Annotated in this window: 14 protein-coding genes; 6 read left to right on the top strand and 8 right to left on the bottom strand. The window is 63.2% G+C overall.

What is annotated here, in order from left to right; translation table 11 throughout:
* Positions 1–8: 8 nt before the first annotated feature.
* On the top strand, positions 9–761 hold the full coding sequence (locus SPHS8_RS15390) for an SDR family NAD(P)-dependent oxidoreductase (RefSeq protein ID WP_201516314.1): 753 nt from the start codon (positions 9–11) through the stop codon (positions 759–761).
* Between the two features lie 30 nt (positions 762–791).
* Entirely contained in the window at positions 792–1,589 is a 798-nt protein-coding gene (locus SPHS8_RS15385) for a sugar phosphate isomerase/epimerase family protein (protein WP_201516313.1), read from the top strand.
* A 158-nt stretch (positions 1,590–1,747) separates the two neighbouring features.
* On the opposite strand, the gene SPHS8_RS15380 is transcribed toward SPHS8_RS15385, so the two are convergent.
* The 4 genes from SPHS8_RS15380 to SPHS8_RS15365 form a co-directional block, all read right to left on the bottom strand.
* Entirely contained in the window at positions 1,748–2,890 is a 1,143-nt protein-coding gene (locus tag SPHS8_RS15380; RefSeq protein WP_201516312.1) for an LLM class flavin-dependent oxidoreductase, read from the bottom strand.
* Positions 2,891–2,966: 76 nt separating this feature from the next.
* A complete protein-coding gene (locus tag SPHS8_RS15375) occupies positions 2,967–4,037 on the bottom strand; it encodes a helix-turn-helix transcriptional regulator (protein ID WP_201516311.1) in 1,071 nt (356 codons plus the stop codon).
* A 60-nt stretch (positions 4,038–4,097) separates the two neighbouring features.
* Complete coding sequence (locus SPHS8_RS15370) at positions 4,098–6,359, bottom strand: TonB-dependent receptor (protein WP_201516310.1); 2,262 nt, start codon at positions 6,357–6,359, stop codon at positions 4,098–4,100.
* Between the two features lie 119 nt (positions 6,360–6,478).
* Positions 6,479–7,012 (bottom strand): nuclear transport factor 2 family protein, encoded by a 534-nt coding sequence (locus SPHS8_RS15365; protein WP_201516309.1) that lies wholly within the window; start codon positions 7,010–7,012, stop codon positions 6,479–6,481.
* A gap of 176 nt (positions 7,013–7,188) precedes the next feature.
* On the opposite strand from SPHS8_RS15365, the gene SPHS8_RS15360 reads away from it, so the two are divergent.
* Entirely contained in the window at positions 7,189–7,962 is a 774-nt protein-coding gene (locus SPHS8_RS15360; RefSeq protein ID WP_201516308.1) for an SDR family oxidoreductase, read from the top strand.
* A 44-nt stretch (positions 7,963–8,006) separates the two neighbouring features.
* On the opposite strand, the gene SPHS8_RS15355 is transcribed toward SPHS8_RS15360, so the two are convergent.
* Genes SPHS8_RS15355 through SPHS8_RS15340 form a run of 4 tightly spaced genes read right to left on the bottom strand, consistent with a single transcriptional unit; the run spans position 8,007 to position 12,280 of the window.
* Positions 8,007–8,861 carry an SDR family NAD(P)-dependent oxidoreductase gene (locus SPHS8_RS15355; protein WP_097093301.1) on the bottom strand — a complete coding sequence of 285 codons (855 nt, stop codon included), beginning with the start codon at positions 8,859–8,861 and terminating at the stop codon, positions 8,007–8,009.
* A gap of 27 nt (positions 8,862–8,888) precedes the next feature.
* Positions 8,889–9,683, bottom strand: a complete 795-nt coding sequence (locus SPHS8_RS15350) for a glucose 1-dehydrogenase (protein ID WP_201516307.1) — start codon at positions 9,681–9,683, stop codon at positions 8,889–8,891.
* Between the two features lie 26 nt (positions 9,684–9,709).
* Positions 9,710–10,654, bottom strand: a complete 945-nt coding sequence (locus SPHS8_RS15345) for an SDR family NAD(P)-dependent oxidoreductase (RefSeq protein WP_201516306.1) — start codon at positions 10,652–10,654, stop codon at positions 9,710–9,712.
* Between the two features lie 33 nt (positions 10,655–10,687).
* Positions 10,688–12,280, bottom strand: a complete 1,593-nt coding sequence (locus SPHS8_RS15340) for a GMC family oxidoreductase (protein WP_201516305.1) — start codon at positions 12,278–12,280, stop codon at positions 10,688–10,690.
* Between the two features lie 288 nt (positions 12,281–12,568).
* On the opposite strand from SPHS8_RS15340, the gene SPHS8_RS15335 reads away from it, so the two are divergent.
* The 3 genes from SPHS8_RS15335 to SPHS8_RS15325 all read left to right on the top strand — a co-directional run bounded on the left by SPHS8_RS15335 (position 12,569) and on the right by SPHS8_RS15325 (position 15,119).
* A complete protein-coding gene (locus tag SPHS8_RS15335; protein ID WP_097092963.1) occupies positions 12,569–13,087 on the top strand; it encodes an SRPBCC domain-containing protein in 519 nt (172 codons plus the stop codon).
* Positions 13,088–13,102: 15 nt separating this feature from the next.
* Entirely contained in the window at positions 13,103–14,008 is a 906-nt protein-coding gene (locus tag SPHS8_RS15330; RefSeq protein WP_201516304.1) for a LysR substrate-binding domain-containing protein, read from the top strand.
* Between the two features lie 133 nt (positions 14,009–14,141).
* The gene (locus SPHS8_RS15325) at positions 14,142–15,119 is read left to right on the top strand and encodes an NADPH:quinone oxidoreductase family protein (RefSeq protein ID WP_201516381.1); all 978 of its coding nucleotides are present in this window, start codon (positions 14,142–14,144) and stop codon (positions 15,117–15,119) included.

Below are 15,119 nucleotides of genomic sequence, written 5' to 3'. Positions count from 1 at the left end.
AGCAGGCCATGGACTTCGGACGCCGATTTGCAGGCAAGTCGATCATCGTCACTGGCGCAGCGTCCGGCATCGGGCGTGCGACCGCGATCCGCCTTGCCGCAGAGGGCGGCCGGGTGCTGGCGGTCGACCTGGATGAAAAAGGGCTGGAAACGCTAAGGCAGGAACAACCCGGCATTGCGGTCCGTGCGGGATCGGCAGCAGACGAGCCTACTGCCCGCTCGATCGTCGCGCAGTGGGTGGAAGAAGCCGGGCAGCTCGACGTCCTCATCAACATGGCTGGCATCATCCGGTCGAGCCATGCAGCGACCACCGACTATGAAGCCTTCATGTCGATCATCGCGGTCAACATGGGCAGCACATTCCTGATGTGCCGCGAAGCACTGCCGCATCTGGAAAAGACGAAGGGCAATATCGTCAACGCCGCTTCGACCTCCAGCCATTTCGGTCATCCCTTCCTGACCGGCTACGCCGCCAGCAAGGGCGCGGTCGCCGCCTATACCCAGAGTCTCGCCTGGGAATATGTGAAGCGCGGCGTGCGCGTAAATGCCGTGGCTCCGGGCGGCATTGAAACGCCGCTCGCCAACAGCGTCCGAACCGGTATGGTGGAAGGAGCCGACTGGGAGTTGTATAATCATCTCGGCCCGATCAATGGATTTGCGACTCCTGACAAGATAGCGGGCGTCATCGCCATGCTGGCGAGCGAGGATGGAGGGCATATGAATGGGGCGATCGTGCGCGTTGATGGAGGCGTTCACGCCTGACCGGCCGGGTGATGCAGGAGGGCGGCTGTCATGACTGTCCCTCCGAACGGATTTTGCCTGGACCATCTTTCGCTCGTCAATCTTGACGCGCTGACCGTGATAGAGGCGGCGGCGAGCGCGGGCTTCACCGCTGTCAGCCTGTTCGTCACCCCGATCCCGATCAGCCCGACGCCTGACCTCTTGGCGGACAAGGCTGCGCGCAGGGCGGTGATCTCCGCCTTGCGCGACACGGGACTGCGTGCCGGTATCATCGAACCTTTCATGCTCGATGCGGAGCCTGACTGGGACCTGCTTGAAAGCAGCGCGGAGCTCACCGCCGAGTTGGGCGGCACCGTCAACATATTGGGTCTGGACCCCGATCATGCGCGGCTGCGGGAATCCCTCGCGCGCATGGTCGAGATTTGCCGTCAGGCGGCTGTTCCCGCCATCATCGAACCCTATCCGCTATCTTCGATCCGGTCGCCGTCACAGGCGCTGGAGATCGCTCATTCGCTGGGCGCGGAAGTGGGCCTGTGCATCGACACGCTTCACGTCATCCGTAGCGGCGGAAGCTGGGACGATGTGGCGTGCCTGCCCGCCGATCGCATCCGTCATGTCCAGCTTAACGACGGCCCGATCGAGCCGCCGCATGACCGGGTCAATGAAGCCGTGTTCGACCGCCTGCTTCCCGGTGAAGGAGAGTTCGGCCTCGGCGCGTTGCTCCCGCTGCTGCCCCACCACGCCACCATAGCGGTGGAAGCCCCCTCCCGTGCTTTGGCCAAGGGCGACCCGCACGAGCGCGCGGCGCGGTTGATGGAGGCGATAAAGGCTTTGTACGCGCCGGAATAACGCGTCATCCTAAATTCACCAGATCTCACCTCCTTCGCGCTGAGCCTGTAGGAGCCCTTCTTTCCTAAGAGAAGCCCTTCGACAAGCTCAGGGCGAACGGAAGGTAGCTGGCGCAGCCGAGTTTCGGGCGGAGCGCGCTGCCCCGCCCGCAAGACACCTCACTCCGCCGCCAGTGTCGCCTGCTCGCGGAAATAAGGGATCACCTTCTCACCGATATTGCGGATCGTCTCCATGATCACGTCATGGGGAATGCCGCCCATCTGGAACATGAAAAGGATTTCGTCGGCGCCCGCATCCTGCAGTCGCTTGATCTGGCGGATGCAGTCCTCCGGCGTGCCATAGGCGTCATCGACCACTTCGAAGCTCTCGGTATGATGCCCCCCGACTGTGATCTTTTCGTCCGACAGCCAGGCCACCGTCTCTTCCTTGTGACGCTGAAGCGCGGCCAGGCTTTCGCTGGCGTCGAGATCCTCGACATCGGGCGCGGGGCCGCCCGAATACCAGTGGCCGAGCGACTCAACAAAGAAGCGCTGCCCGCGCAGGCCGATGCGGCGGGCTTTCTCGCGGTCCTCCAGCACGACGGCAGGGCAGAGCGCGGCAAGATGCTGGGTCGGACGGTAGCCGACCTGATCCTCAGCTTTGCGGTTGGCGAAAGCCTCACGATAGATGGCGTTCTTCTTCGCGATATCCTCAGGCCCGGCAAAGCCAAGAACCAGCGCACCGATGCCGCGCGAACCGGCGGTGACCAGCGTATCGGCGCGGGTGCAGGCCATGTAGATCGGCGGATGCGGCTCCTGCATCGGACTCGGGTGGATTGGGCGGAAGGGGATCTTCACGAACTGGCCGTCATGCTCGATCTCGCCATGCTTCAGGATCTTGGGGATCAGATACATGCTCTCGTCGATCATCGGCGGCAGGTCTTCGAGATTATAGCCGAAGGTGCCCGCTTCCTGCTGCGTCCCGCCTTTGCCCATGCCGAAATGGACGCGGCCACCCGACAGGATGTCGAGCGTCGCGATGCGCTCCGCGACCTTCACCGGATGGTTCATCGCGGGCGGCAGGCAGACAACTCCATGGCCAATGCCGATGCGCGAGGTACGCCCGGCCAGATAGGCAAGGAAAGTTTCCGGAGCGGACATATGCGCATATTGCGTCAGCGCGGTATGTTCGACGGCCCAGATCGTGTCGAAGCCCATTTCCTCGGCGTAGATGGACTGCTCCACAATGTCGCGGAACACCTGCTGCTCATTCTGGCGCGACGTGTCGGCCATCTGCGCTTCGTAAATGATCGAGAATTTCATCATCTTCTCCACAAAACTTTTCGTATCGTGGATGCAGGCTATGCTTCGGCCCGTGCCGCTGCATCATCCAAATGGATCAGATTTCGGGTTCGCTGCCGATCGTGCGCAACAGCGTGATCAGTTCGACCTGCCGATGCGTGTTGGTCTTGGCGAATATCGCGCGCAGATGGGAACGCGTGGTATTGTAGGCGATGCCCAGAGCGTCCGCCGCGTCGGCCAGCGTGGCGCCCTGCGCAAGATGCAGGGCCAAGCCCGATTCGGCACGGGTGAGGTGAAAGCGCTCCCGCAGTATCTCTTCCGACGGACCTGCCGGGCGGCTGGGGTCTGCGATGAACAGCGCCAGCCACGCGCCATCCGCATAAGCGGAGGACGGCACCGCGCGGGCTCGCGCATGCAGGGGGGGGCCGTTGGTCGCGATTTCGAACAGGATCTCCTCGCCCTGTGGCGGTGGCGATGAAAGGATGCGGTTGATCGTGGCCGCGCTGGAGCCTGTCCTGACTTCAAAACTGCCATGCTGCTCCGCGATGATGCTTCCCTCTTCCAGCATCTGCGTGGCCAGCGCATTGCGGCGCAGGATGCGGCCCTCGCGGTCGAGGATCAGGGTCGCGACCGCGAGACCCGCCATGGCGCTGCTGAACAGCTGGCTTTCCGCCTGGGTGATAGTCAGCCGCGCGTGAAGGTCGAGCGCAATGCGCAGATGTGGGATCAGCCGTTCGAGCAACGCGCGTTCGGCGTCGCCAAATTGCGTCTGACTGTCTTCGCGCGTGAGGCGCAGCCGCACGGCGACATCAGGCGGCCGGTGCAGGTCGACGCCCAGAATTTCGCTGCTGCGCGCCACGTCCAACCAGTCGCGGAAGCGCGCCGGGACATGGTGGACGAAATCGCGAAAGGAAACGACCTGTCCCTCCGGCAATCCGACAAAGGGGTCGGCCTGCGAGATGCGCTGATATTCCTGCGTGCGCTCCGGGTCCGCTCCCGGGGTGACATGGGCATCGATCCGCGCATGACCCCGGCCGATCAGCAGTGTGGCGAAGGTCGTGTTGGTGATCGCCGCCAGTGCCCGCAGGAAATCCTCCCACGGCGGCGACCGCGTCAATCCGCCGTAAAGCGTCTGCAACAGGTCGGCAAAGGCGGTGTCATCGCTCATGTTCAGATCGGCCGCCAACGGCCCCGGCGATGGTTTGCACCGCCGGGACCATGTTCCGGCTCAGCGCCGCAGCGCCAGCGTGATGCTGTAGCGGCGAGGCGGCGAATAATAGGCTTCCGTAAAGCCAAAGCTGGTCGATGCATCATAACCCGCCGTGATGATGCGCCGGTCGGTGATATTGTCAACGCCGACGCGCACCGACAGGCCGCTGTCCGCAAAGCGCAGCTCCGCGCTGGCGTTGAGGATCGCGTGGTCGGGTTGCCGCAACAACGGCGTGTTTTCGGCATCGACAAAGACTTGGCTCTTATAGGCTGCGTCCAAGCGAAGCACGCCTTCCACATTGTCGCTGAGCGGCGCCTGATAAACCGCGCTGGCGTTGGCGGTGATATCGGGTGCCTGCTTCAGCTTGCGGTCGCTGACATCCGTCGGCACATTGTTGATGACCGAAACATAGTCGAGATATTTCGCGTCCAGCAGGCCGAGTGCGCCGGTCACTGTAAAGCGCGGCGAAACCTTGAACGCGCCTTCCAGTTCGAGACCCTGAATGCGCGAGCGGCCCGCATTTTCGTTGCGGACGACGATCAGGCCGGTGGGGCTCAGGGTCGATACCAATATCTGCTGATCGCGATATTCGTTGCGGAACACGGCGAGGTTGATCGTCGCGATCCCGCCGAAACCGGCTTTGACGCCCGCCTCGTAGGAGGTCAGATATTCCGGATCATAGGACCCGATTTCCTCGACCGAGGTGGGCCGCCCATTAAACCCGCCAGACCGGAAGCCCCGCGAATAGGACGCGTAGGCCATCAAGTTGGGCCGGAACTTGTAGGAAAGCGACGCGCGTGGCGTAAAGGCGTCCCAGCTCTTTTCCAGCGTGTAGCTCGGCGTTCCAGCCAGCAGCGGCTCGCCTGAATAAATCCGCGTGGCCGACTGGAAGAACTTCTTCTTCTCCCATGTGTAGCGCGCGCCAAGTTCCAGCGAGAGGCCGTCGATCAGTTCGTAATTGCCGTTCGCAAACAGCGCGAGATTGTCGGTGCGCTGCCGGTTGCGGAAATCGATGTTGAAGTCGAGCGACGACGCGGGAACCGCCAGCCCGGGCGCGATGGGGAAGGGGTCGAGCCCCGCCGCAATCAGCGCCGGATAGAGCCCATCGGCGACTATCAGCCGGGTATTGTCGCGCGTCTTTTCGCGATAGGCGAAGGCTCCCAGCAACAAAGTGCCACGGCCGCCAAGGTCAAGCGAGAGCTGCAATTCCTGGCTGATCTGCCGCGCCCGCTCGTCATGAATGTCACCGGCATAATTGACCGCCGACGACGCATCGCCATCGCGGCCGAACAGCGCATCGACATAGCGATAGGCGGTGATCGACTTCAACGTCGCGCCGCCCAGATCCTTGGTCAGGGTCAGCGATGCGTTCACCGCATCGGTGTGATCCTTGTTCAGCTCCGAATTGCTGTCGGTGCGGTCGATGTCGCCCGGCACGGTGCAGCAGGGCGCGATGAAGGTCGATTGCAGGATGGAAAAGAAGGTGGGCGTGAAGGCGATCATGCTGTGCGGCGCGCTATGCTGCCGCCGGTGGAGGCCATCGACCTGCAACACGGCGTCCAAGCCTTCGCCGTCATAATGCAGCGCCAGCTTGCCAGCCATCACCTTGCGATTGCCGAGATTGTCGCCGGACGGGATCTTCTGCCACCCCTCGCCAAACTCGCCCAGTGCGGCGACGCCGAGCGACCAGCTGTCGGACAGCGGCGTTTCGGCATAGACCCGCCCGCGCACCGTGTTGAACGATCCATATCGCAAATCGGCTTCGAGCCTTTGCTCCCGGCCCGGGACCGCCGACACGATGTTGATCGCGCCGCCAACTGTGTTCTTGCCGAACAGCGTACCCTGCGGCCCGCGCAACACTTCGATCCGGTCGATGCCCAGCAATTCGGTGGTCGCGCCGAAGGTGCGCGCGACATATACCCCATCGATATAGACGCCAACGGCGGGGTCGGACGTGATGATGAAGTCGTTCTCGCCCACGCCCCGGATAAAGGGCGCGATGCCGCCGCTGTTGCCACCCTGGCCCGGCGTGAATTGAATGTTGGGCGCGATCTGGCTGATCTGCGTGACATTGTCGAGCCCACGGCTGTCGAGAGCCGAAGCATCGACGGCGCTCACCGCGATCGGCACATCCTGCAACCGTTCTTCGCGGCGACGAGCCGTGACGACAATGTCACTACCGCTCGCCGCGCCAGCCCCCAGCGCGTCTGTTTGAGCAAAGGCAGTGCCCGGCGCTGCCAGTGCGATGAGTGAAACGATTGGATATAGCGTCTTGCGCATGCTTTCCTCCCCAAAAAAGCCCGGTTTTATTCTGACGGGTCATCGTTTCGCCCGCGTCTCCATTCTCCATCCACAGCCGGGAAATGGCCCGGCCGTGGCGGAAGAGCATCACCGTTAGGTCAAGCCGCTTCCCATTCGATCAAATGGCTGATGTCGCTGCGCTGCTCGGGCTTGCGGCCTGCGGTCGCGAGATGGTGGGAGGTGATCTGCGCATCCGCAGCCAGCGGGCGGATCATTTCGAACACGCGATCATATTCGGTACGCGCGATCTTCCAGACGCCATCTTCACGCCGGTAAGCGTCACGGTAAATGGCGCTGCCGATGGTGTGATCTTTGCGCTCCACGTCGATGAAGATATCTTCGAGATACCAGATTCCCTCGGCGCTGTCCTCGCCGGTCAGGGTGATTTCGGGCATATGGCCGTGATGCATGGCGACGGCGCCGGAATGGAAGCTGTTCGCCAGGAACTCCAGCATGTTGTCGCGGCCTTCCAACCGGACGCGATAGGTGCCGCCCCGGTAATCGACGGTCAGGTCTTCTGTGAAAAGGGTGCCGAGCAGCGCCAGATCAGCCGTGTCGATGCCCCGGAAATAACGATGCTTGAGGGTCCGGATATCTTCCAGGTCGCTCAACTGCTGCAGGGTATAAGCCATCAATCCTCTCCACTTCTGACGCGATATGCGCTTCTGATGCGATCCTATACCTGATCTGCGTAACAATCTGCAATGACCACTGCATTATCACTGGCGAAAGATGCCGCGGATTGACTATGGAGCCGTTCAAATGGATGTGCTGACTGCGCATTATTCAGAAGAGGAAGGACAAGGCTGTGGGCGAGACGGGTGTAGGCAAGGTCGCGATCGTCACCGGCGGAACGCGCGGCATCGGCGCGGCGATCGTGCGGCGTTTGCTGGCGGAAGGCTATGCCGTGGCGACATGTGGGCGCACCGCGCCGGAAGAACCGATCGGCGTCGATGGCAAAACGGCCGAGTTCGCTGCATGCGACATTCGTGAACCGGCGGCCGTGAACGCGTGGGTTGCGGACCTGGTGGCGCGGCACGGCCGGATCGATCTGGTCGTCAATAATGCGGGCGGATCGCCGCAGGCCGACGCCGCCACTGCCAGCCCGCGCTTTTCGGAACGCATCCTGCAACTGAACCTGTTGGCCCCCCTGCATGTATCGCAGGCCGCCTATCCCCATCTGAAGGCAGTGGGCGGATCGATCGTCAACATCGCCAGCGTTTCCGGCGCGCGTCCATCGCCCGACACCGCGATCTACGGCGCGGCAAAGGCGGGCCTGCTCAGCCTGACCACCAGCCTGGCGCAGGAATGGGGGCCGGAAGTCCGCGTCAACGCCATCATCGTCGGCCTGATCGAAACGGAAACGGCGGAAATGACCTATGGCTCGCAAGCCGCGCAGGATCGGATCGCGTCTTCCCTGCCGCTAGGCCGCATGGGCCGGGGTAGCGACATCGCCGAAGCCGTGGTGTTCCTGGGTTCGCCGTCCGCCGCCTATGTTAGCGGCGCACGGCTGGAAGTGCATGGCGGTGGTGAACGGCCGCTCTTCCTGGAAATCGTCAAGCAGGAAGCTGCAAGGGCCTGACGGAAAAAAGGGCCGGGCGAGGTTCAACCCGCCCGGCCGCTTTTTCAGATGCCCAGCAGCGCCCGCTGCTGTTCGCCCAGTTCCGGATTGCTCTGTTCCTGGAAGAAGGCGATACGACCGGCGAGCGACTGTTCCGTCATCTCCGGCTGGCTCGAAATCCAGAATTTCCGCGCAGCGATGCCTTCGACGAAAATACGGCAGCCTTCGTCCAGATCCATGCCGTAATTGGCCATCATGTGGGCCATGGTCGCGCGATGCCCTGCCGCGCTTTCCGGCTCGCCAACGCCAGCATCGGCGTCGAAGATGCTGGTCTTCAGCATGCCCGGGATGATCGAGCAGACATTGATCGGCGCCTTCGCGACCTGCATCTCCAGATAGAGGCATTCGCTGAAGGACTGGATGGCGTGCTTGCTCATGATATAGGCGGTCTGCGTCGGCATCTGACCGAACGAACCGATCGAAGCCAGGTTGGCGATCCATGCTTCCTGACCGACGCGCAGCATGTGCGGCACGAATGCGCGCACGCCATGGACGACGCCATGGATGTTGACGTTCAGCGTCGTTTCCCAGCGCGCGGTCGGGATTTCCCAGACATTGCCGATGGTTTCGATGCCCGCATTGTTGATCAGCAGGCGGACGGCCCCGTGCCGGTCGAACACATCCTGGGCCAGCGCGTCGAGCGCTTCGGGCTTCGAAACGTCTAGCTGGATCGCTTCCGCCTTGCCGCCTGCCGCCACGATTTCGGCGGCGACCTTGTCGGCGCGGCCCTTGTCGATGTCGGTGACGACGACCGTCATGCCGATCTGGCCGCAGCGGCGGGCAAGGCCCATACCGATGCCAGCGCCCGCGCCGGTGATGACGGCCACGCCGCCCGAAAAGACCTTTTCTTCTTCAGTCATGTTCATGCTTCTCCGAAAGGGAAGGGATTAGATCGATGTCAGCGATGCCGGCGCAGCGGGCAGATAATGGTGGTAATAGCCGGCCGCCCAGCCGCCATCGACCGCCAGTTCAGCGCCGCAGATGTAGCTGGCTTCGTCCGAGCAGAGGAACAGGCTGGCGGCGGCGATTTCCTCCGGCTCGCCGATCCGCTGCAACGGCACGCGTTCATAGCCGTAGTTCTTCGCGTCGCCTTCCAGCGCCTGTGGGTTGCCCATCGCCGTGTTGACGCCGCCCGGATGCACCGAGTTGACGCGCACGCCCTGATGGCCGAACTCCATCGCCGCGCTCTTGGTGAAGCCGCGCACCGCCCATTTGGAGCTGCTGTAGAGCGACACCGAATTAACGCCGCGAAGGCCGTCTACCGACGAAATGTTGACGATGGCCCCGCGCCCGGCGGCGCACATCTTCGCCCCGACATGCTTCATCCCCAGCATGGTGCCCTTGACGTTGATGCCAAGAACGCGATCAATGTCTTGGACGCTAAGGGCGGTGATGGGGCCGAAAGCCACGACGGCCGCGTTGTTGACCAGCGCATCGATGCGGCCATGGCGAGCGATGACCGTATCCACCAGTGCGGTCCAGCTGCCCTCGTCCGATACGTCCAGCCGCTGGAACATCGCGGCATCGCCAACGTCGGCGGCCAGTGCCTGGCCCTCAGCCTCCAGCACATCGGCGATGACCACCTTCGCGCCTTCGCGCGCGAACAGGCGGACGGTAGCTTCGCCCATGCCACGTGCACCGCCAGTGACGATGGCGACCTTGTCTTGCAACCTGCCAGTCATGATTCCTGCTCTTTCTTGCTGATCAACTACTGAATATAGGCCTTGAACGCGTCCCAGGGCACGTCCGAGGTATAGAGGGCGGCTTCATCCATCGATCCTGCGGGGATGTGGAAGCCGTTCGTGTCCATCACTGCGTCAAATTGTGCAAGCGCCGTTTCAGGGGTCCAGTCCTTGTCCGTCGCGCGGTAGCCCCGCGTGACACCTGCGAACACCCGCGTATAGCCGCCGCCCCCTGCGGTGAACATCTCGCCATTGCAGGGCGCGCTGTCATGCGCCAGCATCGCAACCACCGGGGCAACCGCGCGCGCGGGGAAGTCGCGCTCCATCAGGCCGTGTATCTCAGGGCCCATCAACTGCGTCATCCGGCTGCCCGCGATCGGCATGATCGCATTGATCTTGACGTCCTTGCCCTGCGCCTGGGTCGCGGCGGCCAGCCCGCGCGTCATCGCCCACACCGCACCCTTGGCGGCGGGATAGGGCACCGCGCTCCCCATGCCGAACCAGGAGCCTGACGAGATGTTGACGATCCGCCCGAAATTCCGCTCCAGCATGCCGTCCCAGACCGCGCGGCACAGGTAAAAGGTGCCGCTGGCCGACACCGCCATGTCCTTGTCCCACTGTTCATCTGTGACGTCGGAAAGGGTGCCTGACGCGCTGACGATGCCAGCGTTATTGACCAGAATGTCGACGCGGCCCCATCGCGTCAGCGCGTCCTGCACGATCGCCTGCGCGCCAGCCGATGTCGCGACGCTGTCGCCATTGGCCTCTGCAATCCCGCCAGCATCGCGGATTTCCTGGGCTGCTGCGTCCGCATAGCCCTGATCCTTGCCCTCACCCTGGAAATCGCCGCCCAGGTCGTTGACCAGCACCTTGGCTCCACGCGCAGCGAGCAGGGCAGCATAGGCTTTGCCCAACCCGCCTCCCGCACCCGTGACGATCGCCACCTTATCGTCGAAACGCAGTTCAGACATAGGCCTCTCCTTTATGTCCCGCTCGCAACAGCGTCAGGCTTTCAAGATCATGTCCGCCGCCTTTTCGGCCACCATCATCGTGGGAACGTTGGTGTTGCCTCCCGGCACGCGGGGCATGACGGATGCATCGACCACCCGAAGCCCAGCGATGCCGCGCACCCGCAGCTGCGGATCGACCACCGCCATCGGGTCGTGCCCCATGCGGCAGGTGCCCACCGCGTGAATATCGGAAATAGCCGTCTCGCGCAGATAGGCGTCCAGTTCATCATCCGACTGGATGCTCGCGCCGGGCGCCAGTTCCTCGCCCCGGAAGGGATCGAAGGGGCTCTGCGCGAAGATGTTGCGCACCGCCCGGATCGCTGCGCGGCCCATCGCCATGTCATTGGGCGTCGAAAGTATGTTGGGATCGATCAACAGCGGCGCGGAGGGGTCGGGACCAGTCAACTTGATCTCGCCGACGCTCTCCGGGTTCAGCAGGTCGATATGCGCGAAATAGCCATGTTCCATGATCAGCTTGCGCCCCATCGCTTCGTAAAGCGCCATGGCGAAATGCACCTTCACATCGGGATATTCCGCCCCCGGCATGGTCTTAAGATAGGCGCCGATCTCCGCCGGAGGACTCGCGAGCGGACCCTTGCGGAACAGCAGGAAGTTTGCGACCGCCTTGGCCGCGACGACGGGGTGGAAAACGTTGAAGAGCGAAACCGGCTGCGTGCAATATTGCTTCACGCTGACCGCCACATGGTCGCGGTAATTCTGGCCGACGCCGGGCAGGTCATGCACCACCGGCACCCCGGTCTGGCGCAGATGGTCCGCTGGTCCCATCCCCGAGAGCATCAGGATCCAGGGCGAGTGGATGGAGCCTGCCGACAGGACCACCTCACGCGTAGCATTCGCCTCTTCCAGCTGGCCCTCGCGCCGCCACGCAACACCGGTCGCGCGGCCGTCCTTGACGATCACCCGCTCCACATTCGCGCCCGTGATCACGCGCAGGTTGGGCCGCCTCCGCGCAGGCGTCAGATAGGCGCGCGCCGCGCTCCATCGCCGCCCGGCCGACGCGGTGACATCGGCGGGCACCACGCCCTCGCGCTGCGATCCGCTGGGATCGTCATTATAGGGAACGCCCGCCGCGACCGCAGCATCGCGAAACGCCTTGGCCAGCGGATTGTTGATGCCGGGCCGCGTGACCAGCACTGGTCCGCCCTGGCCATGATAGCCTTCTTCGCCGCCCGGCTGGAAATCCTCCAGCTTCTTGAAATAGGGGAGCACATCGTCATAGCTCCACCCTTCATTCCCCAACTGACGCCAGCCGTCATAGTCCGCCGCCGCGCCCCGGTCATAAACCATGCCGTTGATGGAGGATGAACCGCCCAGCACCTTGCCGCGCGGCGTATACATCTGCCGCCCGCCTGCATTGGCCTGCGGCACGCTGACATGCATCCACTGGAACATGCCGCGATACATGATGGGCAGCAGTCCGCCCGGCGCGTGGATGAAGACGCTGTTGTCCCTGCCGCCCGCCTCCAGCAACAGCACGCGATTACGCGGATCTTCAGACAGGCGCCCGGCCAGTACGCATCCTGCCGATCCGCCGCCAGCGATGATGAAGTCGTAACTGTCGGCCATGATCTCTCCCGCGCGAATTCCAACGTCCATTATCTTCTACGATGCTACGGCGCCGGGACTCGGCAGAAGTACCGGAGCAGGCTGGATCGCGGATGACGTGTTGCGCGCTGAATTGGTCAATATGATACGCAGGTCAAGCCGGATTTACCCCGCGCGCCGCCATTGACCGGCAGAAGCTGCCTGTTATTGTCTACGCAAACAAGCGCGACACGTAGCGGAACCTGCGATATTCGCGTTGCCAAACAGAGGCGGCACGCCTGCCGGTTCGCCCTTATCGAGGAGAAGAGGATGTCCACGCAAACCCTAACTGCTGATCGTTTCGATCCGTTCAAAGTCTATGATCCCGAAACGCTGGTCGCGTCCGACCCCGTCGAAATCGACGCGCCTGCGATGGTCGTTTGGAAAATCCTGACCGACATGCCCCGCTATGGCGAATGGAACCCCTTCTGCGTCTGGGCGGAATCGACGCTGGAAATGGGTGCGCCGGTCTATATGCGGCTCAACAACTACGCCAATCCCGGTTCGCTCGCGCCGAACTGCGAATATGTCTGCGCCTTCGAACCCGGCCGTCTTCTGTCCTGGGAGCTGCCCGACAATGAAGCATGGCCCTATCCCGCTCGCCGCGATCAGATCATCGAGGAACTTGGGCCCGAAAAGTGCCGCTACCAATCGACTGATGCCTTTACCGGCCCCAACGGCATCCACGTCATGCGTTTCTGCGGACCCTGGGTGACGCGCGCCTTCAACGACACGGCCAAGGCTTTGAAAGCCCGTGCCGAAGCCATGCACCGGGGCGAGATCAGCTGATCGCCGCCACGGCAAGTGAGGGTAACATTACGCCAGATCGCGGTATTTGAAGCCGTCGCCCGCACCGGCAGCGTGGCGGGCGCGGCTGACGAGATCGGCTTGAGCCCCTCGGCGGCGAGCATGTCGCTCAAGGACCTTGAAACCCATCTGGGCGTGCAGCTGTTCGCCCGGTCGGGCCGCCGCATGCTGCTGACTGACCGGGGCCGCCCAATCCTTGAAATGGCGCGCGGCATATTGGTGCAGGTCGCGGACCTTGAATCCCTTTCCCTGCCTGAAGAAGTGCGCGGGCGGCTGCGCATAGGGGCGGCGGTTCCCGTCGGCGACTATGTGCTGCCCGGCCTCTGCGCCGCCTTCATGCGCCTGCACTCCGGCGTCCGGGTGGAAATGCGCATCATGCCATCCCATGAGGTGATGGAGGGCGTGCGCAACATGGCGCTGGACGTCGGCTTCGTCGGTGCACCGGTCAACAGCAGCTATCTGGAGGCCGAGCCGTGGCTGCGCGACCGGCTGGTCGTGTGCGCCGCGCCGGACCATCCCCTCGCCGGACGTAAGGCGGTGCCGCTTGCCGACCTTGGCGACCAGCCATGGGCGCTGGAAAAGACCCTGTCCAGCGAACGCATCTCCTTCACGGTCGAAACGCTCAAATCCATGAACTCGCTCAACATCATGTTCGAAGGCGAGAGCGTGGAGGCGATCAAGCGCATCGTGCGCGACGGAGCCGTGCTCGCTTGCCTGTCCAGCCTGACCGTCGCGGATGAACTGGCGCGCGGTGAGCTGGTCGAACTGGCCGTGCCCGAACTGCACTTCACCCGCATCGTAAGCCTGGTCAGCCGCCGCGATACCCAGCAGCCTCAAGCCTGCCGCGCCTTTCACGAATTCGCCCGGCAATGGGGCAGGCAAATTGGCGGATCAGGAAAATAGCTTCTTGCGCTGCCTATCCATCAGTTTTTCTGATGTCATGCGTCGGAAATACGAAATGGTAGCATCGCCTCCAAAGGCCTAATCAGGTCATGCATGCCCGGTAGGTGTGTTCAAGGAGAGTGATGTGAAAGCCATGATCTGCAGCGCATTCGCGCCCGTCGAAGAGTTGCACCATGGCGATTTCCCCGAGCCACAAGCAGGGCCGGGGGAAGTGGTGATCGACGTGGCAGCCGCCGGAGTAAACTATCCCGACGTGCTGATCGTGCAGGGCAAATATCAGACAAAACCAGCCCTGCCGTTCGTTCCCGGCAGTGAAGCAGCGGGGCGCATCGCCGCCGTTGGACCTGACGTTACAGGCTTCGCTGTCGGGGACCGCGTCATTGCCTTCACCGGCAGCGGCGCCTTCGCCGAGCAGGTGCGCGTGCCAGCGACGCAGGTCTGGCCGGTGGCCGATGGCGTCGATCTGGAGGTCGCGGCGGGCATCTCCATCACCTACGGCACCTCCTATCATGCGCTGAAGGACCGCGCGCAGTTGAAGCCCGGCGAAACACTGCTGGTGCTCGGTGCGGGCGGTGGCGTTGGCCTCACTGCCGTCGAACTTGGCAAGCATATGGGCGCGCGCGTGATCGCTGCCGCGTCCAGCGCGGAAAAGCTCGCGCTTGCCAAGGCTCAGGGGGCGGATGACCTCATCGACTATGCGCAGGAGGATCTGCGCGAACGCATCAAGCAGCTGACCGAAGGAAAGGGCGTCGATGTCGTCTATGATCCTGTCGGCGGCCCCATGAACCTGACGGCGGTGAAAAGCCTCGCTTGGGGCGGCCGTCTGCTCGTCATCGGTTTTGCAGGTGGCGACATCCCCTCCATCCCCGCCAACCTTTTGCTGCTCAAAAGCGCGTCAGCGGTCGGCGTCCTCTGGGGCAACAGCGTCCGCGCCGATCCGGTCGCGCAGGGCGAAAACATGCGCCAGCTGCTCGCCTGGCTGGCGGACGGCTCGCTCAAACCCGTCATCGACACGCGCTTCGCCCTGCCTGACGCAGTGGCCGCGCTCCAGCATCTCGAAAAGCGCAAGGTGAAGGGCAAGGTGCTCCTGACCCTCCAGCCTGCGTCCTGA

It is taken from the genome of Sphingobium sp. S6, assembly GCF_905120495.1.
Taxonomy (GTDB): Bacteria; Pseudomonadota; Alphaproteobacteria; order Sphingomonadales; family Sphingomonadaceae; genus Sphingobium; species Sphingobium agri.
The sequence above is the reverse complement of the archived record's forward strand: the minus strand, read 5'-3'. Positions and strand labels throughout refer to the sequence as shown.

Excerpts from the sequence above, each read along its gene's own strand:
- SPHS8_RS15390 (WP_201516314.1), top strand. The coding sequence starts at position 9 with ATGGACTTCGGACGCCGATTTGCAGGCAAGTCGATCATCGTCACTGGC.
- SPHS8_RS15385 (WP_201516313.1), top strand. The coding sequence starts at position 792 with ATGACTGTCCCTCCGAACGGATTTTGCCTGGACCATCTTTCGCTCGTC.
- SPHS8_RS15380 (WP_201516312.1), bottom strand. The coding sequence starts at position 2,890 with ATGAAATTCTCGATCATTTACGAAGCGCAGATGGCCGACACGTCGCGC.
- SPHS8_RS15375 (WP_201516311.1), bottom strand. The coding sequence starts at position 4,037 with ATGAGCGATGACACCGCCTTTGCCGACCTGTTGCAGACGCTTTACGGC.
- SPHS8_RS15370 (WP_201516310.1), bottom strand. The coding sequence starts at position 6,359 with ATGCGCAAGACGCTATATCCAATCGTTTCACTCATCGCACTGGCAGCG.
- SPHS8_RS15365 (WP_201516309.1), bottom strand. The coding sequence starts at position 7,012 with ATGGCTTATACCCTGCAGCAGTTGAGCGACCTGGAAGATATCCGGACC.
- SPHS8_RS15355 (WP_097093301.1), bottom strand. The coding sequence starts at position 8,861 with ATGACTGAAGAAGAAAAGGTCTTTTCGGGCGGCGTGGCCGTCATCACC.
- SPHS8_RS15350 (WP_201516307.1), bottom strand. The coding sequence starts at position 9,683 with ATGACTGGCAGGTTGCAAGACAAGGTCGCCATCGTCACTGGCGGTGCA.
- SPHS8_RS15345 (WP_201516306.1), bottom strand. The coding sequence starts at position 10,654 with ATGTCTGAACTGCGTTTCGACGATAAGGTGGCGATCGTCACGGGTGCG.
- SPHS8_RS15340 (WP_201516305.1), bottom strand. The coding sequence starts at position 12,280 with ATGGCCGACAGTTACGACTTCATCATCGCTGGCGGCGGATCGGCAGGA.
- SPHS8_RS15335 (WP_097092963.1), top strand. The coding sequence starts at position 12,569 with ATGTCCACGCAAACCCTAACTGCTGATCGTTTCGATCCGTTCAAAGTC.
- SPHS8_RS15325 (WP_201516381.1), top strand. The coding sequence starts at position 14,142 with ATGATCTGCAGCGCATTCGCGCCCGTCGAAGAGTTGCACCATGGCGAT.